We start from the raw sequence: 22795 nt of genomic DNA on the forward strand, positions 1-22795 counted from the left end.
TAGCGCATATCGCGCGTTTCCGTAACCGGTAGAAATAGAGGCCGCCTTTCCGTTCATTGAACGAAGCTGGTAAAGTGTCTTGCTATTAACAAGACAACAAAGGCAGCCTCACACGTGAAAATCATTTCATTCAATATCAATGGTATTCGTGCTCGTTTGCATCAATTGCAAGCCTTAATTGAAAAGCATCAACCTGACGTGATCGGATTACAAGAAACCAAAGTTCATGACGACGCCTTCCCGCTCGCGGATGTCGAAGCGATGGGTTATGAAGTGCACTTTCATGGCCAAAAAGCCCATTATGGCGTGGCAATGCTATGCAAAAAGTCCCCTATCAGCGTGCAAAAAGGCTTTCCCACTGATGACGAAGACGCCCAACGCCGGATGATCATGGCGACCTTTGAAGACGAAAACGGCAAGCCAATTACTGTGCTCAACGGTTACTTCCCGCAAGGGGAAAACCGCAGCCATGAAACCAAATTCCCCGCCAAGCGTAAGTTTTATCAAGACCTAATGACTTATTTGTCTGGCCGTGATCCCAGTGAGCAGCTGGTGGTGATGGGCGATATCAATATCAGCCCGAAAGACGATGACATCGGCATTGGTGAGCAAAACGCCAAACGCTGGCTACGCACCGGTAAGTGCTCTTTCTTACCCGAAGAGCGTGAGTGGCTGGGCACTCTTATGGATTGGGGGTTTGTTGACACTTTCCGTGCCCTGCACCCAACCGTGAACGATCAGTTCTCGTGGTTTGACTATCGCTCCCGCGGCTTTGACGATAACCGCGGCCTGCGTATTGACGTGATTCTGGCCACTCCAGATCTAGCGAATCAATGCATCGATGCAGGCATTGACTACGAGCTCCGTGCGATTGAAAAACCGTCAGATCACGCGCCGATTTGGGCAACCTTTAAGTAAGCCCCAAGGCATGCGCTGGATAAAAAACGCCGCAGATGATCAGGTGATCACTGCAGCGTTTTTATTGCAGATTGAGCCGATTAGCTTAGCGGCCTTAAATGGCGTAGGAAACGGCGCTCTGCTAAGCGGAACATCCAAAGAATGCTAAAAGTCAGCGCCATATAGAACACACCCGCAGTCAAAAACGACTCGAACGGCGCATAGTAGCGAGAGTTAACAATCCGAGCGGCACCGGTTAAATCGACAATGGTGATAATTCCAGCCACCGCTGAGCCGTGTAGCATAAACACCACTTCGTTGCTGTACGCGGGTAACGCACGACGCATCGCACTCGGCAATACAATGCGCGAAAAGGCTTTATAAGGGCTCATGCCATAAGCGATCGCTGCCTCGACTTCCCCTTTAGGAAGGCCATTAATCGCGCCACGAATGATTTCGGCTGTATAAGCGGCTGTGTTGAGCACAAAGGCCACCAAGGCGCAGAACCAAGCATGCTGCCATAAGGTGTTCTCAACATTGATCACCTGACTTAAACCGTAGTAAATCAGATACAACTGAATTAACAGCGGTGTACCACGAAAAAAATAAATAAACGCCCACGCTGGATAGCGCCATAAAGGAAATTGCGCGTTGCGTGCTACCGCTACCGGCACCGCCACCACTAAACCAATTACCAATGCCAGTGATACCAGCCATACAGTGGTCCACAATCCCTCGAGGTAGATGGGCCACGTTTCCAGAACAAGTGAAAAATCCATAAGCACCTACCGCGTGTGAATACTAAAGCGACGCTCCATCCAACGCAGTCCCGTGGTCGAGATACTGGTGAAGAGCAAAAAAATCAGCGCGACAGTAAAATAGAAGGTAAATGGCATTTGGGTGGATCCCGCCGCCAATGCCCCTTTTCGTACCATGTCATCAAGACCGATGATTGACACCAGCGCGGTGGTTTTAAGTAGCACCAGCCAATTGTTACCGAAGCCGGGTAACGCGTGACGGATCATCTGCGGCAAAAGAATACGGCGAAACGCTAAACTGCTGCTCATGCCATAGGCACGTGCCGCTTCCATCTCTCCTGAATCCACCGCCATAATCGCGCCACGGAAGGTTTCCGCCATGTAAGCGCCAAAAATAAACCCGATGGTTAGGATCCCGGCGATAAATGGGCTGACATCGACGTAATCCGGCAAATAAGACGTCCACTCATGACTGGGATTCTGGCCTGCCATATACTCATTGAGCCACTCATTCATCCCATACAGGCTGTTATTGAGTAGCATTTGTCCGCCATAAAAAATCAGCATCATCAAGACAAGGTCAGGGATACCGCGGATCACTGTCGTATAAAGGGTGGCCACACCACGCAACGTTGAAAATTTTGACAGTTTTGCCAACGCCCCGAGCATACCCAGCAACATGGCAAGACCTAACGAGAGCAGCGCAACCTGAAGGGTCACCCATGCCCCTTCGAGCAGGGACCACTCGTAACCTTTCAAATCAATCATATGATTCGGGCAGCACTTTCATGCTGCCCGCCTGCCTATTACTCGCCGTATACGTCGTAGTCGAAGTACTTGGCTGCAATCTCGTCATACACGCCTTTTTCGCGTAACGAATCGATCGCTTGGTTAAGCTTCTCAGTCAACGCTTTGTCTTGCTTGCGTGTCGCAATGCCAAAACCTTCACCAAACCACTCAGGATCGGTTAATGACGGGCCAATAAACTCAAACGCATCACCGCCTTCTTTATCAAGCAGGCCTTGTTGCAGTGCTGACGCATCGCCAAGAATCGATTCGATACGGCCTGCTTTCAAATCAAGGTAAGCTTCATCGAAAGTGCCATAGCGAACGATATCGACCGCATCGCCATAGTTATCCGTCAGGTACTTATCATGGGTGGTTGCGCGCTGAACACCAATTTTAACGCCATCTAATCCCTCTTTGGTAAAGGTCAGATCCGTGCCTTTTTCAGCCACAAATTTGTTCGGGATGAGGGCGTATTTGTTGGTGAAATCGACTTTCTTTTTACGCTCTTCGGTGATAGACATCGCCGCGATGATCGCATCGTATTTACGCGCTAACAGTGAGGGAATGATGCCATCCCAATCCTGAGCGACGATTTTACACTTCGCTTGCATCTCTTCGCACAGCGCATTGGCCATATCCACATCAAAGCCTTTCAGCTCGCCTTCATTGGTGGTCCAACTAAATGGAGGGTACGCCCCTTCGATCCCAAAACGTACGACCTTCCAATCCTTGGCTGCTACGGAGGTTGACCCAACCGCGGCCATCACGGCGGCGGCAACTAGCCATTTTTTCATTTTCCTTTCTCCTGTCGTTATTACGATGTTGTGCGGGCTACGCCCATTTGCATGGTTATGCTATTGATATATTTAATTAATAGATTGATGAGATAAACTGCTTCAGGCGTTCTGATTCCGGGGCATTAAACAACTCTTTCGGGTCACCCTGCTCCTCAACCAACCCTTGATGTAAAAACATCACATGATTCGAGACATCACGTGCAAAGCTCATCTCGTGGGTAACCACCAGCATGGTGCGTCCTTCTTCAGCCAGTGAACGCATCACTCCCAGCACCTCACCGACTAACTCAGGATCCAGCGCGGAGGTTGGCTCATCAAACAGCAAAACTTCTGGCTCGACGGCGAGTGCACGCGCAATCGCGGCACGCTGTTGTTGGCCACCGGATAAATGGCCTGGGTAGTAGTCGCGCCGCTCATACAATCCAACGCGATGCAACAAGGCCTCAGCTTGTTCAATGGCTTCAGCCTTGGGCACCCCCAATACATGAACAGGCGCTTCAATGACGTTTTGCATCACCGTCATGTGTGACCAAAGATTGAACCCTTGAAATACCATGGCAAGACGCGAGCGAATGCGTTGCACTTGTTTGTCACTGACGGGAACAGGCTCACCAGCGCGATTGTTTTTCATTTTGATCAACTCACCATTGACCCAAATTTCGCCACCGGTAGGCGTCTCAAGTAAATTGATACAACGCAGAAAGGTGCTTTTCCCGGATCCGGAAGAGCCAATAATAGAGATAACGTCGCCACGGTGGGCGTCGAGAGAAATGCCTTTGAGCACTTGGTGCTGCCCAAAGCTTTTTTTGAGTGACTTAACCTGTAGCGCTACAGCTTCCGTCATGCGCTAGCTCCTATCATCCATGAAATCTGTTGTGTTTACGTACTGCCCACATCAAATGCGCGCTTATTATTACTCACTGCTGGGTGAGTGCCTGACTCCTCACCATCGTTGGTGATTAATTCGACATCTTGCAATCGAAAATATCACCCCTCCATCTGATGAGCAACATTTTGTTAACCTTGAAAAGGGAATTATTATAGTCAATATTATTGCATAAAAAGTCAAATGCAAAATTTACTGCTGAAAAAGTAACCAGTACATTCATCACATCGAGATCGTCGACATACCAACACAGTTACAACTGTCATCTTTCTCTACCCCGCTCCCAACAGCCAACCGTCGGCAGTATGGGCGAGATACACAAGGGCAAACGTGCGATATCGTTTAACAATAAGCATAGCGCAGCGCATTGTTTTTAAGGAAATAAAGTAGGCACTGAATAGAAACCCATGTTCTCACGCACGAGTTGTGAAAGCTTTTCAGTGTTAATGCGCACCAAGAAGTAACAAAACTGTGAAGGGGCGAACGCTAAGACCATGATGGCAGACAAAAGCGCCCGCATTGTAAGACAGGTTAGGAGATAGATAGATCAGACAAGCTCGCGCGACCCGCTTTAAGTAATTCCAATGTTTCTCGCCACCGTTCTGCCAAGCCTGAGGTATCCCTTGCCTGCCACTCATTTAAGGCAAAGTCAGCCAACGCATAATCTCCCGCTTTGATGGCGCTAATAGATAGCCACTGCCAAAGCATCCTATCTTCTTTTAGACCATGAGAAAGCGCCACTTGGGACGTATCAATCACCTCTTGCCAGCGCTTGAGCTGATACGCCAACATCACTTGCAGCTTAAGGGTTTGTTTATCAGGCGCGCTCAGGTTGATCTCGCTGACCCGATTAAGTGCCGCGACACGCTGGTTGTTTTGCAGCAGACACTGCACCAACAGCAGTTGCTCATCTCGTGTGGGAACGCGATCCAGTTGGCTTAACCCTTGCTGCCAATAAGCCAGGGCTTCTTGAGGTTGGGTTTGTTCGAGTTGCTCTAACGTCAACGTGCGATACAAAGCAATATCGGCTCTCGCTCTCGCTAAGTATTGACGGGCTTGAGAGTGCGATCCGGCATGGGCATGTGCTCGCGCAGCCTGAGCCAACCATTTCGGCGCAACATCGTCTTGCTGAGCCAATACATCAAAGGTACGTGCCGCGGCGGAAAACTGCGACAAAGCCATTTCGCTCAACCCTTTGGTTTGCAGAGTAAACGCATCTGCATTACCGCTCTTTTGTAGTCGCGACGCATAGTCTATCGCCACATCATAGCGAGATAATGCGTAAGCAGACTGCATCGCCAAGCGGCTGGCATGCGGTGATAATTCATGGTGGTCGGCCATTTGCCGCGCATAACGGAGCACTTCATCATATTGCTTAACGCGGTAGGCTAAGGTAACCACTGCTGATAAGGCGTCCGCTTCGCCGTCTTTACTTAATGCATTGAGCGCGAGTGCCTGACGATAACTGCGATACGCCTCTGCCCGTTGCTGTAAATACAAATGCGCGACGCCTTGCAGGCGCAACAGCTCGGCACGCGCTGAACTATCCAGTGCTGCATCATCCTCCGCGGTCAGCAACGTTTGGCTATTTTGCAACGCCTGCTGATACGCCCCTTGTTGAATCAAACCACTGACTGCGTCCACACTGGCAGCTTGTTGTCCGTACGCGGGTGCCAACACCAACATACTTGCCAGCATACAAGCGTGAATTCCCTTACTCGAAAAAGCGCTTCCTAAGTTCGAAATCAGTCGCCGCACCAAACTCATCCATTATTCAACCATGATGGGATGACTATAACGTAATTTTTCTTTATCAGCAGCGCTTGCCGTCATGCTGTCTACATTCCTTGGCGTGTGATCGCGTTCCTCGCGTCAGTCACTCACTTTCACCCTCGATATTCGCCTGTTTTGTAGCACATTTTAGGCGTGATTTTTGGTAAAAAAATTACAAAACTCCGACATGGGTGGCTTTTTAGGCACATTTAGCGCGCTAAAAAGCGCCGATAACCGGCCGTGGCACGTAAAAAAATTACACGGTAATGATCTAAGTCAACATTCAGAAAATCCTCTATTGTTAGCATGCTGATAACGAAACAGAACACGGCCACAAGGCCAGCGTAAAAACACTATAAAGACTGGCTAAACCACTGTTTCGAAAGCTTTTGCTTTCTGTAGACGAGGAAATTATGGCAACACATGCTCAAGACCGCAGTGTGAGTCACGAAGAAAAAAGCGAATATCAAAAGAAGCACAAGCCGGCTTCATCGTTCGCCTCCCGCGCTGACTACCTGAATCACGAACTACAAATCATGCGTCCGCGCCGTTGGGGACTAAACCTGCCCGGCCGTGACTTCCGTTTTGAACTTGAAGATCTCGTTCCCGCGCTAGCAGGTACCATCGGCATCATCGCAATGTATTCTGCGGTAATGATGTCATGGGCTGAGGGGCTAACCGCAGCGTGGGATCACATCACACTAGGAAAAGCATTTGCCGTCGAGGTTGCTCGCGTGGAAATGTTGATACCGGCTTTATTGTTTTGTGTGTTACTGTGCGGCTTTATCAACCCCCGCGCGAACTTAGCCGGTAACCACGGTCCGATGATCCCGTTAGTAGGAACCATCGCCTTGGCCGGTGCTCATCCACTTGCTCTTGGTATTCTGATCGGTGTATTTGGCCTGACCTTAAGCTACCTCAAAGGCGGATCCAAACTGGTGAACCTCACCAGTCAGGGTGTGGCCGGTGGCTTGCTGATTTTCCTCGGCTTTGGTGGCGCAAAAGGGCAAATTGAGAGCCTGTTGGCATGGGGCGCAGAGATCAACATGGGCTATGTCTCCATCTTGATCCTTGCCGTGTCGATTGTGATTTATGCCTTCTTGGCACGGATTGGTAAGCGCTGGCTGGCGATCCCTGTGTGTGCCATTACTGGTGGTTTAATTGCTACCGCGCTAGGTGCGGGCTCGTCGTTAGAGTTCGTCACCCAACCCGGTATCCCGAACCTCAACCCTGTGTACTGGTGGGGATCGACTGAACAAGGTTGGCAGCTAGGTTTGCCCAATGTATCGCACTTCTTAGCGTCATTACCATTTGCTTTACTCGCGGTTGCGATGTGGTCGCCAGACTTCCTTGGTCACCGTATTTTCCAGGAACTAAACTATCCTAAGAAAGCCGAAAAAGTACTGATGGATGTGGATGACACCATGACAGGCTGCTCAATTCGCCAAATGGTCGGCGCCTCTGTAGGTGGCGGTAACATCACCTCATCATGGGGCACCTATATGATCCCGGCTGCGATTGCTCGCCGCCCTATCCCAGGTGGTGCCATTATTCTCGGTTTACTGTGTATCGGTGTGGCTTTGATTGGTTACCCAATGGACGTTGCCACTTGGCCTCCAGTGATGACTATCGCACTGCTTTCAGGGGTATTCCTACCCTTGCTTGAAGCTGGTATGCAAATGGTCAAAGACGCCAAGTCAAGTCAGTCAGCCGGTATTTGTATTTTCGCCTCCATGGCTGTTAACCCAGTCTTTGGTTGGGCAGTCACAATGCTTTTGGACAACAACGGCCTTATCGGTGACAAAGAGCGTCCTAAAACGCTGTCAGCGGTTGACCGTCTGGTGATTCCAACCGTCACTGTGATTATTTGTATTGCTGCCATGTTGGCAGTTGGAATGATTCCCGGCATTCCAGCGTTATTGTAATAACTCAGCCCCGCTTACGGGCGGGGTAATCCGGATTTAAATCGATGGGTCGCAGGCGTCAGCCATACTGACAAACACTATGACTGAACCTGGTCCCGATAAACTTCTTTTTGAAAAGAGTACAGGTAGGTGCAACATGTCTGAGCACGTTTCTAATGCATGGGAAGGATTTGTTGAAGGTAACTGGAGCAAAGCCGTTGATGTTCGCGACTTTATCCAAAAAAACTATACCCCTTACGAGGGCGACGAATCATTCCTAGTCTCTGAGCCAACTGACGCGACTCGCCAACTGTGGGCCCGCGTGATGGAAGGCATCAAGCAAGAGAACGCGACGCATGCACCGGTTGACTTTGATACGTCTGTGGTTTCTACCCTGACTTCTCATGACGCCGGCTACATCGAAAAAGATCTGGAAAAGATTGTTGGTCTACAGACTGACGCGCCGCTAAAACGCGCCATGCTGCCTTACGGCGGTATCCGCATGGTAGAAGGTTCTTGCCACGCTTATGGCCGTGAGCTTGACCCACAAGTGAAGAAAGTTTTCACCGAGTATCGTAAAACCCATAACCAAGGCGTTTTCGATATCTACACCCCTGAAATCATGAAGTGTCGTAAGTCTGGCGTATTGACTGGTCTTCCTGATGCCTACGGCCGTGGTCGTATCATCGGTGACTACCGTCGCGTCGCGCTATACGGTATCGACTTCTTGATGAAAGACAAAAAAGCGCAGTTCGATTCTCTGCAAGAGAAATTCGAAAACGGCGAAGATCTGCAAATGACCATGCAACTGCGTGAAGAAATTGCAGAGCAGTACCGTGCACTGGGCCAACTTAAAGAAATGGCAGCGAAATACGGCTGTGATATTTCTCGCCCAGCAGAAAACGCGCAAGAAGCCATTCAGTGGACTTACTTCGGCTACCTCGGTGCAGTGAAAACCCAGAACGGTGCAGCAATGTCACTGGGCCGTACGTCAACCTTCCTAGATATTTATCTAGAGCGCGACATGGCCGCTGGCAAACTGACTGAAGAACAAGCGCAAGAGCTGATCGACCACTTCGTAATGAAACTGCGTATGGTTCGTTTCCTGCGTACGCCTGAGTATGATGATCTCTTCTCTGGCGACCCAATTTGGGCAACTGAATCAGTAGCTGGTATGGGTCTGGACGGACGTACTCTGGTATCTCGTACCAGCTTCCGTTTCCTTAACAGCCTATACACTATGGGTCCAAGCCCAGAGCCAAACATCACTGTGCTTTGGTCTGAAAAACTGCCTGAAGGCTTCAAAAAATTCTGTGCCAAAGTGTCTATCGATACCTCGTCTATCCAGTACGAGAACGATGATCTGATGCGCCCAGACTTCGAGTCAGACGACTATGCCATTGCATGTTGTGTATCACCAATGGTGGTCGGTAAGCATATGCAGTTCTTCGGTGCTCGTGCCAACTTGGCGAAAACCCTGCTTTATACCATCAACGGTGGTATCGATGAGAAGCTGAAAATCCAAGTTGCGCCTGAACACGCGCCAATGACTGACGAAGTGTTGGACTATGACAAAGTCATGGACCGCATGGATCACCTGATGGACTGGCTGGCGAAGCAATATGTGACTGCCCTGAACAGCATCCACTTCATGCACGACAAATACAGCTACGAAGCGGCGCTGATGGCACTGCACGATCGTGACGTACGTCGCACTATGGCATGTGGTATTGCAGGTCTATCCGTTGCGGCTGACTCACTGTCTGCGATCAAATACGCAAAAGTGAAACCTGTTCGTGACGAAGACGGTATTGCAATCGACTTTGAAATCGAAGGCGAATACCCAACGTTCGGTAACAACGATGAGCGTGTTGACCAAATCGCTTGTGACCTGGTTGAGCGTTTCATGAACAAAATCCGTTCACTGAAAACATACCGTGACGCTATCCCAACACAGTCTATCCTGACTATCACCTCGAACGTGGTATACGGTAAGAAAACCGGTAACACACCAGATGGTCGTAAAGCGGGTATGCCTTTCGCACCAGGTGCTAACCCAATGCACGGCCGTGACGAAAAAGGCGCAGTTGCGTCGCTGACTTCTGTTGGTAAGCTGCCATTTGCCCACGCCAAAGACGGTATCTCTTATACCTTCTCTATCGTGCCAAATGCTCTGGGTAAAGATGAAAACACCCAGCGCGCTAACCTTGCCGGTCTAATGGATGGTTACTTCCACCATGAAAGCGGTCAAGAAGGCGGCCAGCACTTGAACGTGAACGTGATGAACCGTGAAATGCTACTCGATGCGATGGAACATCCTGAGAACTATCCTCAGCTGACTATCCGTGTTTCTGGTTACGCGGTACGTTTTAACTCGCTGACCAAAGAGCAGCAGCAAGACGTCATCACTCGTACCTTCACCTCTTCACTGTAAGAGATGATCAAGAGCCCTTCGCGCAAGAGGGGCTTTTGAAAAGAAAAAACCGCCGGCAATGCTGGCGGTTTTTGTTTATCACCTGTTTCCCTTTCACGATTTAGTCAGCAACGCATCTGCAATCCATCTAAGTTCCAACCAAGGCACACCCGTTGCCAGACTCGCTCGTTTACTCAGGCACTAGACCACCTCAAAGTGATCGAGTTTGCTATCCAACTCTCGCGCGGAATCAGCCAATAGTTGGCTTTGTTCGGCAAGGTGGGTGGCCGCACCACTGATTTCATTGGCCGAGTTGTGAATGTTGCTCACATTCTGATTCATCTCTTCTGAGACAGTGCCTTGCTGCTCTGCAGCCGCCGCAATTTGCACCACACGATCATTAGACTGATGCAAGGCCGCCACCATGTCTTTTAGCTGCTGTTGTGTTTCGAGCGCCGTATCCACACTCTCTTCACTGGATTGATGGCTCGACTTCATCGCTTCGGCGGCTTCAATCGCGTTATTGGTCAGCTCCTCAATGGTGCCTTGAATTTCAGTGGTCGACTTCTGGGTGCCTTGCGCCAACGAGCGCACCTCATCGGCAACCACCGCAAAGCCACGACCTTGTTCACCCGCTCGCGCCGCTTCAATCGCCGCATTTAGAGCTAACAGATTGGTTTGTTCAGAGATGCCTTGGATTACTCCCGCCACATCACTGATTTGCATCACACCTTGTTTCACTTGGTTCACTAGCTTATCGGCACTGGCAATACGCTCCGCCACCTCGCGAATACTCGCCACCGTACTGTCTAATTTGTGGTTACCCACTTCGGCCATATCGGCAATTTCATTGGTCGCTTGCGCCGTTTGCTCTGCATGGTCAGCCACATCCGCCACCGTTGCCGTCATTTCGTTCATCGCTGCTGCCAGTTGCTCCAGTTCAGCGCGCTGCGATTGGATACTTTGCGCACTTTGCTCGCTGGCCGAGGCAATCGACGACGCCATAGTGGACGATTGTTTGGCTTCATCATGCGCGATACGTAACGCTTCACGGACGCTGGTCATCGCCGTATCCATTCGACGTGCCAATTTGCCGATTTCATCCTCGCGTGTGTAGCCACATTGTACGCGCAAGTCACCACCGGCAATTCGGTCAAATTTTTCCACCAGCTCATCAAGCGGCATCACGATATCACGGCTCACAAACGCGCCCGCCACCAATAAGATCACCGCCGCGATCAACGTCATACCCGCGATCTGCCACGCCGAGGTAATAAACTGTTCTTCAATATCGCTGACGTGCACGCCTGAACCAATGATCCAATTCCAGCCGCTTACGCGCTTCACGTAAGAGATCTTGGGTTTTAACTCCCCTTCTGGCGATCGCCACGTGTAATCCAGCACCCCGCCTTCCGGCGGTTGACTCACTTTTACCATTTCACGCCAATGAAAACGGCCATCACCGTCCGTCAGTGAGCTAGCACTGGTCCCATTCAAGTTCGGCTTGATGGGGTGCGTCACTATGGTGAGATCAGGCTTCAACACCCAAAAATAGTTATCGCCGTCGTAACGCAGTTTATTTAACTGAGCAATCGCCTGCGCCTTGGCGGTTTCTTCACCCAATTGCGCCGCTTGCTGGCGATAGTAGTTCACCACACTTTCAGCAACCTCCACGTTATTACGTAACGAGGCAGTCCGCTCGGTATACGCCTGGTCTTTTTCTTTTGAAATAGTGTAAGCACTGATTGCGCCAAGTAATGCAATGGCGACTAACATAAGTGCAATTAGCTTGTTCTTTACCCTTAAATCACTAATTTTTTTCATTATTGATTCCCAACTTTTTCGGCTTCAACACGTCAACGCAGCAAGCCCTCGACGTATTCACACACATCCTTACCCGTCCATGTCTGTTTTCTCGATGTGTTGCACGTAAGTTTGGGCAGACATAAGAGTTACCTCAATATCGACATGGTTTTTTCCTCGGTGTGATCTCATTGTGATAAGACCAAAAAATGGAACTGTGATCTAAGTTGGTAGGCACTGCAAACGGTGATTCAGACAACTTACAAAATCGCGAAAAAGACGCGAATTCCCTTACGTTGAGGCGGGGTTTTGTAATAAAATAACGACATAGCAATTCGCAGTCTGGAGACACTTATGTCGGCAGTTGGTCGCATCCACTCGTTTGAATCCTGTGGCACCGTAGATGGCCCCGGAATCCGTTTCATTGTCTTTATGCAAGGCTGCTTAATGCGGTGCAAATACTGTCACAACCGTGATACCTGGGACACGCATGGCGGCAAAGAAGTCACCGTCGATGAAATCATGAAAGATGTGCGTGCCTACCGCCACTTCATTACGGCATCGGGCGGCGGTGTGACCGCCTCAGGGGGAGAAGCCATGCTTCAACCTGAGTTTGTGCGTGACTTTTTCCAAGCCGCGAAAGCGGAAGGGATCCACACCTGTTTAGATACCAATGGGTACGTGCGTAAACACACTCCAGTGATTGATGAAGTGTTAGACGCCACAGACTTGGTGATGTTAGATCTCAAACAACTGAATGATGAGATCCATGAGAATTTAGTTGGCGTATCAAACCGCCGCACGCTCGACTTTGCCAACTATCTCCATAAAATTGGCCAAAAGACGTGGATTCGTTACGTGGTTGTCCCGGGTTACACCGACGATGATGACTCCGCCCACCGTCTCGGCCAATTTATTAAAGAGATGGATAACATCGAGAAAGTGGAATTACTGCCCTACCACCAGTTGGGGGCCCACAAATGGGAAGCACTCGGCTACGATTACGAGCTGCAGGACGTTGCTCCACCATCAAAAGAAGTGATGGATAACGTCAAAAACATCATTAGTAGTTATGGGCATACGGTCACCTACTAATTAATCCCGTGGATAGACCACGAGTAGCCGGCCATTTGGGGCCGGCTTTTTTGTATTACATATCGCGTCGACGCGCTTTGGTCATCCGTGTCGCTTCGCGAATAATGCAGTCGCGTAACGGGTTCGCTGCCGCATCCGCGCGCCAAATAAACGAAAGCGTCCGCCGCATATTCAGCTCAGGTACATTCAAAGCCACCAGCTCGTCGCGCTCAATCCATTTTTCTACGTCCAAGTAAGGTAAACAGCTGAGATAACTCGAGTTTGCGACTAAGGTTCTCAGCACAGGCACTTGCTCATACTCGCGGCGCACATCCAGATCTTCAATCACACCGTGAATCGCACTATCAAAGCTATGTCGCGTCCCTGCGCCGGGTTCGCGTAATACCCATTGTGCCTGCTCGAGTTGCGCCAAGCTAACGTGGTCAAGCTGCGCATAAGGGTGATGCTTTGCCGCAACCACGACAAGATGGTCATGGCACCAAACTTGTTGCTTTAAGCGGCTATCGTCACAACGCCCCTCGATGATCCCCAAATCATGTTGATATTGGCGCACACTGTCGATCACCTTCTGGGTATTTTTCACCGTAAAGTCGATTCTAAGCTCTGGAAAGTCACTATCAATAATACTGATAAGGTCAGGAATAAGATGCTCGGCCGCCGTTTGACTGGCAATTAAGGCAATATCGCCACTGACCACATGCTGGCCGTCAAACCCTGCTTCAATTTGCTGCGCATCAAACAGTAACTGGCGCGCCTTCGGACGTAGCCACGCTCCCCAGTAGGTCAGCTGCATTTGCTTTCCCTGCCGTTCAAACAGCGGCCGACCCAATAATTTTTCCAACTGTGACAAGGCCATACTGGTGGCTGATTGCGTCAGTGCCAATTGGTCGGCGGCTCGACTCACACTGCCACTGGCTGCAACCGCTTCAAAAACGGCTAATTGCTTCAGTGAGTAGCGCATGTTTTTTTACCCTTCTACGATGCCTGATTTCAATGACACCACACTATCAACTTTTGTGATTATTACCCTAAGCAATATCAATTTTACTCCTTATATCGCGCCGCTTAGTCTGGATGTATTCACAATCCGTCTAAAAAGGAGTACAACCTGTATGTTGATATGTCTTAGCCCTCGGGCAGAGTGTGCCGCCAGAGGAGACAGCCAATGGTGAGTGCAACTCAAATCAAAAAGCCCGAAGGACCCGCGGCGTTACTCGCTCAAGCTGAAGAGTATGCGGTGAGTAAAACCCGCAAATCCACCCGAATGGCGATTGGGCTCGCCATGATGGCCGGTTTGTTTATCGGGTTGGCATTTGTGTTTTATCTCACGGTTACCACTGGCAGCAACGCTGGCTGGGGGATCACCCGCTTGTTGGGTGGATTAGCATTCAGTATGGGCTTGATTCTGGTGGTACTGGGCGGCGCAGAATTGTTTACCAGTACCGTGCTCTCCATGCTGGCGCGTGCCAACGGCAAAATCTCAACCGCGGGCTTACTGCATACCTGGGCGAGAGTCTATCTCGGCAACTTACTCGGCGCCTTGTTGCTGGTGTTGATCGTGATGACGGCGGGGTTATATCAGCTTGATGATGGCCAATGGGGACTCAATGCGTTGCACGTTGCCCAACACAAGCTCCACCACACATGGATCCAAGCTTTTGCACTGGGTGTGCTTTGTAACTTGCTGGTTTGTCTTGCGATTTGGATGACGTTTACCTCGCAAAACCCACTCACCAAAGCGGTGATGGTGATCTTGCCCGTGGCCATGTTTGTCAGTACCGGCTTTGAGCACAGCGTCGCCAACATGTTTATGGTGCCGCTGGGCATGAGTATTGCCACCTTTGCCCCTGACAGTTTTTGGCAGGCGGTGGGAGCCAGCCCAGACGCATTTAGCGATTTAAACTTGGTCCGATTTATCAGCGCCAATCTGATCCCTGTCACCCTTGGCAATATCCTTGGGGGCGCAGGACTGGTCGGCATGGGCTACTGGCTAATTATTAACCCTGAAAGAGAAAAGAAAACAGCGCAGATTGCTTCACTCGCTCTGCCTTCGGCTTCCTATTCTGAGAGTGCGATTATGACCCAAGAAACATTAACCATCGAAAAACACATGAAACCCGCTCAGTGCGCATTGAACGCACGCCAGTATGTCGCCGATGCACTAGAAAAGCTTAACCAATATCAGTTATCCGGCGCACCGGTTCTCGACGATGACGGTGATCTGGTGGGCTTTTTCTCGGTGCAAGATGTTCTCGTCGACCTGTGGTGGAACGATTATCAGCCGGATATGGATGCCAAAGTTGAATCCCTGATGCGCACTGAAGTACAAACCGTGGATGCCGAGCAATCAGTGATTGAACTGGCGCAATATATGAGCATTGATAACAAAGTGGTTTATCCGGTCAGCGATACCGGGATCGCCACCCACTTTACCAATCAATCCGCGCTAGAGCGTGCGAAAACACAGACGGTCTCGCGCCCTTATATCTATCCAGTGATGCGCGATAATCAGCTGGTTGGCGTGATTACCCGTGCCGATGTGGTCCGAGCGCTAGCGCCCTTATATGGTAATGCCATGGATATCTTGCCAGCAGACGCCAAAGAAGGGCTCGTCACCGCGTAACAGACAGAGACGCTAAGCCTCATATAACAACGCCCCAGCCAATGACCGGGGCGTTTCTTTATCGTTTGTTGCCTTATCGGTTCTGAGCGATGTTAAGCCGCACTGAGGTCGGGCATTTGACGACGCTCTTTCACATACATCACCAACATATAAACCGCCGTACTTAACAAACAAACGGCTAAATAGGTCATCAAACCATCGGTGCCAGAAAATGCGTTATCTGCCAGCAACGGGCCTGATACGGAGCCAACGCTATACGCGAGCAGCAGTACTTCGGTGGCCGCCACGATTTTCTCAGCGGCCAGCCCGACACAGGCATAGGTAATCGCTACAGGATAAATCGCAAACACAGCGGCACCCAACACAACTAGTCCGATACCCATTTGCCATTGACTGCCCGCAAAAGCAATTAAGGCGACAGCCGCAGTGCCAATCACACATAGCCATGTCATCAGCAGCACTTTACTCATTCTTGCCGATACCAGACCAATAACGGGCTGTACGGCCATCCCGCCGACAATGACGAGCGCCATCATAGCGCCCACTTGTTGGTGATCACTGACTCGCTCAGCCAAATACAGTGGTAATAGGCCATAAACGGCACCGAGTGTCAGTCCAGACACCAAGCAACCAATATAGGCCGCTTTACGCAAAGATTTGAGCGATCCTAAACGTGCACTATGGCCTTCCTCACGGCGAGGTTCGCCATGACGTGCAAACAAAGGCACCATGATCGCAAGCGTAATCAGTCCACCAATAAGCCAATAAGGCTGATTGCCAGTCACGCCGACATAGCCCACGCCGAGCTGCCCTAAAGCATTACCGCCGTACAAAGCCGCCATGTAAAAACCTAATCGCTTCGCACGCTGGCGATCAGAATCGGCCATCAGCAACCAAGACTCAACCACCACAAAGACACCGGCAATGGCAACGCCCGCCACAAAGCGCGCAAGCAACCAGACGCCCTGCCCTTTAATCGCCGCCATGGCGGTAATGGAGAGCAGCACAATACCCAAAAACATCACCAGCGCACGGCGATGCCCCAGCGTCGCAACAATACGTGCACTGAACGTCGCACCCAATAACAAACCGGCGTAAAACGCACTGGCTAGCCATGCGGCTAGATGCGGCGCCAACCCCAAAGGTGCAAGGGCAAGCGGAATCAAGCTCATCAAATAGCCACTGGCAATCGCAAAGCCGGTTAAACTCACCAACGGCACCCAAGGGAAAGCCGACGGAGTCACGCAACCACCATGAGACACAGAGGAAGTCTTGTTCATTTAAGTACGCTCATTATATTGGAGAAATCAGGCACGAACGGGCCGAGACGCGCGCACTATGACGCCGCTTTTCGCCAAGGTAAAGCGAGTAATTTCTTTGCTGATGATAAAAAATTTTGATGGAAGGATTCACGGGCGCCTATAGATAAAAACGCCATAAAGTCAGAGGGATAAACGTAACACCTGCCCGCTTTTTTTAACGACTTTGTCAGCAGGTGTCACGTCTTTTTTATCGCTCAGGCGATAAATACTCGCGATCATAAAAGGTGCGTAACCAATGCGGCCGATACACCGCCATCACGGTCACCGCCATCCCATTTAGTAGCGCTTCAGGGAACCACATCAGCAACGCAATTTGCAGATAATTGTGTACAATTTCTTGCCAGCTATAACGGTCCGCCGCCCAATACCATAGCGAACTCACCGACAGCTGAAACACAATGGTCAGCGCAGCGCCCAAAAAAGCGGCAATAAAAATGTAGATAAATAAATGGCGCGTTAAATAATGATAACTCAGCGCAAAAATGGCATAGCTAAACAGAATGGGGAGCACGGCTGTGGTCAAGGCCGTCATACCAATATCGCCAAGGGGCACAAACCCAAACACCGCCATAAGCGTCAAAGGCACCGTGGTAATCCAAATGGCGATTCGCCAGCCGTGGCACAGAGCCAGTGTCGTGACACCTAAAAAATGGATATCGAGCCCTTCTTTGATCCCTGCTTGCAAGGCCCAAAGTACGAACAGTACAACCGCGGACGAAAACGCCAAATGCTGGTAACCAACTTCCTGACGGAGTTTAGGGAAAAACTCCCGTGGGTAAGTGACATAAAGCACCGCCACAAACACAATCCAACCCAGCCATTGCCAGCCACTTAGCGCGGCTAAATCACTCATATCGCATCCTTACTAAAGGCAAAATCAACAATTGCACATGAGCGGGTGAAAAACGTGCTACGGACATGGTCCAGATCAAGATTTGCCCATCGCGCAACTGATAATCTTCTCTTATTGTTTGTCATCTTTGATAGACGCTATTTTACCTTTATTAGTGAAGAGGCCAACCGCGATGGATATGACCCCTGCTCAACGTCTTATTTTATCTAACCAATACCAATTGATGTGCCACCTCGATCCCTCAAACAGTGAAAAATATCGCCGTTTGCAGACCATTATCGAGCGCGGCTACGCATTACAAATGGCAGAGGTGATCAGTCAATTTGAAGCACTGTGTGAAACCCAGTGTCGCGAAGTGATTGATATTATGGAAATGCACCACGCAATGCAGGCCTCTTACAACCTATTGGATGACGCTAGCCAAGCCGCGTTGTCACCACGCCGCGTCCAATTCTGGGGCTTTGATGCCGCCACGGAAGGCGCGTTAGTGCACTACGTGCGCTTCTTGGTTGATACCGAAGAGCTATATACCCAATTCGATCAAGGCGAGCATCGCTTTAATAGCCAGATGCCTATGCTGGAAAAATACCGCCGAATGCTCGAAATTTGGCGCCACTGCCCGCGCCAATTCCACTTAAGCCTGACCGAGATTGAGCGTATTCTCAACGCGTAATGTCTCGCCGCTGAATCTCAGCATCAAGCCGCCTTATTGGGCGGCTTTTTGATGGATTGTCCCCTTGGTTGGCTTATCTGGCTTGTCGAACCGTTAACAACGCCGTACCCTAAAGCGCATCAAAGCCAAGATTCTGACCAACCATGATTTATCGATGCCCACTGTGCCAACAAACCTTGCACACTAACGCGCGTGGTGTTCACTGCGACGCCAACCACCAATTTGATCAAGCCAAAGAAGGCTACCTGAACCTACTGCCGGTTCAATTTAAGCGCTCCAAAGATCCGGGTGACAACAAAGCCATGACGCAAGCGCGTCGCGCCTTTCTTAATGCAGGGCATTATGCACCGATGCGCCAAGCGATGATTGATGCGCTAACCCAAGCGCTGAATGGCGAGCACAAGGCTATCTTGGACGTGGGCTGCGGCGAAGGCTACTACACCCACGCGATTGCCGACCAAACCGCAGATAAACACTGGTCCGTGCACGGCCTTGATATCGCCAAAGTGGCGGTCCGTTATGCCGCCAAATGGTATCCACAGTGTCAGTTTTCAGTGGCGTCCTCACAGCGACTGCCCTTTCACGACAACAGCCTCGATGGCGTCGTCCGTATCTACGCGCCCTGTAATGGCGAAGAGCTCGACCGCGCGGTGAAAACGCAAGGCGTGGTGGTCACCGTCACCCCCGGCCCTCGTCATCTTTATCAACTCAAAGCGGGGATCTATCAGGATGTGCGGTTACATGAAACACCGCCAGAAACGCTGCCTAACTTTGTGCTTGAGAAGGAGCAATCGCTGCACTACACCATGACGCTCGCCGGTGAGCAAGCTCTCACCTTACTGCAAATGACACCATTTGCGTGGCGTGCCAGTGACGCATGGCGTGACACCTTAGCGAACAGCGACGCCTTCGAGTGCGAAGCAGACTTTACATTGCGCGTTTACCGTCACCAAGGAACGGACAGCCACTCAGAGGAGACACCCAAGCCATGAACCGAACGTTTGCTACAAAAGCGCGTGGTTGGCTGTTAGCCGCGAGCTTGGCTTGTCTGGCATCAACAGCCAGCGCCGCCCCACAAGCGCTTAACACCCTATTTGATTATCAAGTCAGTACGCCAGACGGCAAAGCACTGACCTTGGCAGAGGTCGCCAAACACGTGGATGATGCGGATATCGTCTTAATCGGTGAATGGCATGGTCACCTCGGGGTACACCGCTTTCAAACAGAGCTGTTGCAAGCCCTGTCCAAGCGTCATGCTGTTGCGTTATCTATGGAACAATTTAGCCGCGATGCCCAGCCTGTGCTCAACCGCTACCTGGCTGACGAGCTGGGCGAAGATAGCTTTAAACGCGAGGCCAACGCATGGGATAACTATGATGGCAGCTACCGCCCACTGATTGAATTTGCCAAACAGCATAATATCGACGTGCTTGCCGCCAACGCCCCCAAACGCATGGTGAGCTGCATTGGGCGACAAGGGCTGAGTTATCTCGAAACACTTCCTGTGGCGCAACGTGCATGGTTTGCAGACACCATCGACACCCGTGACTCAGCGTACAAATCGGTTTTTAAAGCCAACATGCACCACGGCACCCCGAGTCAAACCGAATCGCAATACGCAGCCCAATTAGCTTGGGATGCCACCATGGCCGAAAGCATGGTGCACTATCACCAAACGCATCCTGAGACACAAATTGTCCATGTGGCTGGCCGCTTTCACATTGCCGAAGGGCTTGGCACCGCACAACAAATTCGTCAGCGCAACAACAAGCTGCGTATCGCATTAATCACCCCCGTCAGTGATGAGGCGCCGCTTGCCGATAACGCCCCAGACCTCCGCTTGAAGGTGCAGCCTCTTCCTGCACGTTGGCGCTCAATGGATGAAATGCGTGAGGCCGTTAGCGCCATGAAAGGCACCTCTTCCTCGGTGTGTGAGTAACGCGTCCTCACGCTGTTGATCCGCTTAGGCTAGCTATTGGTCAGCGCCGGCTGTACGCAAAAAGCCATTGTGTTGCAAAGCGCCTGGCTACCCAAAAGCACCCATAAAAAACGCCGACCTGCGGGTCGGCGTTTTCGTATTCTCAATATTAAAAAGGGTGAGCGGCTAGAACCAACGCTCCAACGCGGCACGGTCTACTTTAAACGCGCGACTTAACGCTTGGGCCAACTCTTTATAGCGAGGTTGGCTTTTCAACGGTTGCATGGCATGACCTTGGCTGGTGATCTTCTGATGCAATTCGCGGTACCAGCCCGCTAACGCCGGCGGCAGTGGCGTATCACGACGCTTACCCAACCACCAAAGCCCTTGCAGCGGCAAACTCAGCGCAAACAACGCCACAATCATGGCTTGCGGCATCCCTTGGTAGTTATAGGTCGCCATTTGCAACAACACGCTGATGGCAGCAACGGCAGGCATTACTTTCATCGCAAAACGCGTGGTTTTAATCACCCGGTTTTCTGGGAATACCGGGGTGAGCTCCTTACGCATCGGCCACTCTTTCATATACTTTTGGCCGTCTTGCAGGCAGCGCCAGATTGACTTGTTCGTTGCCATACCTACCTCACTTGCTTAGCGTGACCGCGATGGCTGTCACTAAACTTTTACAATAAAAACTAAACAAAATGTTCAAAAACTTTCAAAAATAGCCAGTATTACTCAAAAAATTTTTGTTATCTGTATCAAGTCCCGCTATCCTTAGCGCACTTTATCATTGTTGCTCGGATTTGATTGTCTCGCAACCTAATCCGGTTGTGCTCAATGGAGCGAATGCCTATCCAGGACGGATAAGATGCATCCTTTCCCCGCGACAAAGCATGAGATAATTCTTTTTTGAAAAGGTAGTGTCTCAGTTTGTCCACTATCCTTTTCAGTTACACACTCTACTTCTCACGACAAAATAGGTAGTCATACATGTCAAAGCTGGTTCTCGTACTCAACTGCGGAAGCTCCTCTTTGAAGTTCGCGATTGTCGATGCACAATCTGGTGAAGAGCATCTTACCGGTCTTGCCGAATGTCTTAACCTTCCAGAAGCCCGCATTAAGTGGAAAATGGACGGTAAACACGAAGCCCAACTGGGCGCTGGCGCGGCCCATACCGAAGCCCTGACCTTTATTGTTGACACCATTCTCGCCTCAAAACCTGAGCTTGCCGAGAACCTGGGCGCGATTGGTCACCGTGTAGTACATGGTGGCGAGCAATTCACCCAATCAGCCTTGATTACGGATGAAGTGCTAAAAGGGATCCAAGATGCAGCAAGCTTCGCACCGCTGCACAACCCAGCACACATCGTGGGCATTGAAGCAGCGAAGAAAGCCTTCCCTGCGCTGAAAAACGTGGCTGTGTTCGATACTGCGTATCACCAAACCATGCCAGAAGAGTCTTACCTTTACGCGCTGCCATACAAGCTCTACAAAGAGCACGGTATCCGTCGCTACGGTATGCATGGCACCTCTCACTTCTTTATTGCTAACGCGGCCGCTGAGCAGCTTGGCAAGCCAGTAGAAGAAGTGAACATCATCAACTGTCACCTTGGCAACGGCGCGTCTGTTTGTGCGATTAAAAATGGTAAATCCGTTGACACCTCAATGGGTATGACCCCATTAGAAGGCTTGGTGATGGGTACGCGTTCAGGTGATCTTGATCCTGCGATCATTTTCCACCTGCACGATGCACTGGGTTACAGCGTTGAGCAAATCAACACCATGCTGACCAAAGAGTCTGGCCTGCAAGGCTTGACCGAAGTGACCTCTGACTGCCGCTTTGTTGAAGACAACTACGGTGAGAAAGAAGAAGCGACCCGTGCCATGAACGTATTCTGCCACCGTTTGGCGAAATATGTTGCCGGTTACACTGCTAGCCTAGACGGCCGTCTTGACGCGATCGTCTTCACCGGTGGTATCGGTGAGAACTCTGGCCCAATCCGTGAATTGGTGCTTGAGCGTCTTGGTCTTCTGGGTGTGGAAGTGGACAAAGAGCGCAACCTAAAAGCACGCTTCGGCGGCGAAGGTGTGATCACCACTGACAACAGCCGTGTACCAGCCATGGTTATCTCTACCAACGAAGAGTTGGTGATTGCGCAAGATACTGCGCGCCTGACTGGCCTGTAAGGCTCACTTTTCCAACGGCTGATTCCACTCAGCCGTTTTTGTATTTGTGCCGGCTTTCCGGCACATCCATCAGATAGTAAGAGGAAGTCAACGTGTCCCGT

19 protein-coding genes are annotated in these 22795 nt (G+C 50.6%); 9 read left to right on the top strand and 10 right to left on the bottom strand.

The features are described from left to right. The first annotated feature begins 114 nt into the window (after nt 1-114). On the top strand, nt 115-918 hold the full coding sequence (gene xthA / locus E8E00_RS09205; RefSeq protein ID WP_096631295.1) for an exodeoxyribonuclease III: 804 nt from the start codon (nt 115-117) through the stop codon (nt 916-918). An 80-nt stretch (nt 919-998) separates the two neighbouring features. On the opposite strand, the gene E8E00_RS09210 is transcribed toward xthA, so the two are convergent. The 5 genes from E8E00_RS09210 to E8E00_RS09230 all read right to left on the bottom strand — a co-directional run bounded on the left by E8E00_RS09210 (nt 999) and on the right by E8E00_RS09230 (nt 5825). Further along, nucleotides 999-1676: an ABC transporter permease gene (locus E8E00_RS09210; RefSeq protein WP_096631293.1), complete on the bottom strand. Its 678-nt coding sequence runs from the start codon at nt 1674-1676 to the stop codon at nt 999-1001. Nucleotides 1677-1682: 6 nt separating this feature from the next. Next, nucleotides 1683-2423 (bottom strand): ABC transporter permease, encoded by a 741-nt coding sequence (locus E8E00_RS09215; protein ID WP_069589362.1) that lies wholly within the window; start codon nt 2421-2423, stop codon nt 1683-1685. A gap of 38 nt (nt 2424-2461) precedes the next feature. Then, nucleotides 2462-3238 carry an ABC transporter substrate-binding protein gene (locus tag E8E00_RS09220; RefSeq protein ID WP_069589361.1) on the bottom strand — a complete coding sequence of 259 codons (777 nt, stop codon included), beginning with the start codon at nt 3236-3238 and terminating at the stop codon, nt 2462-2464. Between the two features lie 76 nt (nt 3239-3314). Then, nucleotides 3315-4085 carry an ABC transporter ATP-binding protein gene (locus tag E8E00_RS09225; protein WP_069589359.1) on the bottom strand — a complete coding sequence of 257 codons (771 nt, stop codon included), beginning with the start codon at nt 4083-4085 and terminating at the stop codon, nt 3315-3317. Between the two features lie 573 nt (nt 4086-4658). Then, nucleotides 4659-5825 (bottom strand): lipopolysaccharide assembly protein LapB, encoded by a 1167-nt coding sequence (locus tag E8E00_RS09230; protein WP_096631291.1) that lies wholly within the window; start codon nt 5823-5825, stop codon nt 4659-4661. A 488-nt stretch (nt 5826-6313) separates the two neighbouring features. Here E8E00_RS09230 and E8E00_RS09235 point away from each other — a divergent pair, with 488 nt between their 5' ends. Next, complete coding sequence (locus tag E8E00_RS09235) at nt 6314-7825, top strand: DUF3360 family protein (RefSeq protein WP_096631289.1); 1512 nt, start codon at nt 6314-6316, stop codon at nt 7823-7825. 136 nt (nt 7826-7961) lie between these two features. Continuing rightward, complete coding sequence (gene pflB, locus E8E00_RS09240) at nt 7962-10238, top strand: formate C-acetyltransferase (protein WP_096631287.1); 2277 nt, start codon at nt 7962-7964, stop codon at nt 10236-10238. 180 nt (nt 10239-10418) lie between these two features. On the opposite strand, the gene E8E00_RS09245 is transcribed toward pflB, so the two are convergent. After that, nucleotides 10419-12041 (bottom strand): methyl-accepting chemotaxis protein, encoded by a 1623-nt coding sequence (locus tag E8E00_RS09245; protein ID WP_096631285.1) that lies wholly within the window; start codon nt 12039-12041, stop codon nt 10419-10421. A 333-nt stretch (nt 12042-12374) separates the two neighbouring features. On the opposite strand from E8E00_RS09245, the gene pflA reads away from it, so the two are divergent. Continuing rightward, nucleotides 12375-13115, top strand: a complete 741-nt coding sequence (gene pflA / locus E8E00_RS09250; protein ID WP_077456180.1) for a pyruvate formate lyase 1-activating protein — start codon at nt 12375-12377, stop codon at nt 13113-13115. Nucleotides 13116-13170: 55 nt separating this feature from the next. Here the strand turns inward: pflA and E8E00_RS09255 are convergent, their stop codons facing one another. Then, the gene (locus tag E8E00_RS09255; protein ID WP_069589352.1) at nt 13171-14076 is read right to left on the bottom strand and encodes a LysR substrate-binding domain-containing protein; all 906 of its coding nucleotides are present in this window, start codon (nt 14074-14076) and stop codon (nt 13171-13173) included. A gap of 207 nt (nt 14077-14283) precedes the next feature. On the opposite strand from E8E00_RS09255, the gene focA reads away from it, so the two are divergent. Further along, nucleotides 14284-15738: a formate transporter FocA gene (gene focA / locus E8E00_RS09260; protein WP_371414236.1), complete on the top strand. Its 1455-nt coding sequence runs from the start codon at nt 14284-14286 to the stop codon at nt 15736-15738. A gap of 92 nt (nt 15739-15830) precedes the next feature. On the opposite strand, the gene E8E00_RS09265 is transcribed toward focA, so the two are convergent. Together E8E00_RS09265 and E8E00_RS09270 are read right to left on the bottom strand one after the other, a co-directional pair. Further along, complete coding sequence (locus E8E00_RS09265; RefSeq protein ID WP_096631283.1) at nt 15831-17018, bottom strand: MFS transporter; 1188 nt, start codon at nt 17016-17018, stop codon at nt 15831-15833. 229 nt (nt 17019-17247) lie between these two features. Further along, nucleotides 17248-17913, bottom strand: a complete 666-nt coding sequence (locus tag E8E00_RS09270; RefSeq protein WP_069589348.1) for an energy-coupling factor ABC transporter permease — start codon at nt 17911-17913, stop codon at nt 17248-17250. Nucleotides 17914-18085: 172 nt separating this feature from the next. Between E8E00_RS09270 and E8E00_RS09275 the strand changes: the two genes are divergently transcribed. The 3 genes from E8E00_RS09275 (at nt 18086) to E8E00_RS09285 (ending at nt 20525) form a co-directional block, all read left to right on the top strand. After that, a complete protein-coding gene (locus E8E00_RS09275) occupies nt 18086-18586 on the top strand; it encodes a YfbU family protein (RefSeq protein WP_096631280.1) in 501 nt (166 codons plus the stop codon). A gap of 143 nt (nt 18587-18729) precedes the next feature. Further along, on the top strand, nt 18730-19578 hold the full coding sequence (gene rlmA / locus E8E00_RS09280) for a 23S rRNA (guanine(745)-N(1))-methyltransferase (protein WP_096631278.1): 849 nt from the start codon (nt 18730-18732) through the stop codon (nt 19576-19578). Then, nucleotides 19575-20525, top strand: coding sequence for a ChaN family lipoprotein (locus E8E00_RS09285; RefSeq protein WP_096631276.1), 951 nt, complete (start codon nt 19575-19577; stop codon nt 20523-20525). The genes rlmA and E8E00_RS09285 overlap by 4 nt, the downstream gene beginning before the upstream one ends. A 165-nt stretch (nt 20526-20690) precedes the next feature. On the opposite strand, the gene yfbV is transcribed toward E8E00_RS09285, so the two are convergent. Then, nucleotides 20691-21140: a terminus macrodomain insulation protein YfbV gene (gene yfbV / locus E8E00_RS09290; RefSeq protein WP_069589343.1), complete on the bottom strand. Its 450-nt coding sequence runs from the start codon at nt 21138-21140 to the stop codon at nt 20691-20693. 357 nt (nt 21141-21497) lie between these two features. Between yfbV and E8E00_RS09295 the strand changes: the two genes are divergently transcribed. Beyond that, complete coding sequence (locus tag E8E00_RS09295) at nt 21498-22694, top strand: acetate kinase (protein WP_069589341.1); 1197 nt, start codon at nt 21498-21500, stop codon at nt 22692-22694. The last annotated feature ends 101 nt before the right edge of the window (nt 22695-22795 follow it).

Origin of the sequence: Salinivibrio sp. YCSC6 (assembly GCF_004916735.1) — a bacterium.
Classification (GTDB): Bacteria; Pseudomonadota; Gammaproteobacteria; order Enterobacterales; family Vibrionaceae; genus Salinivibrio; species Salinivibrio proteolyticus.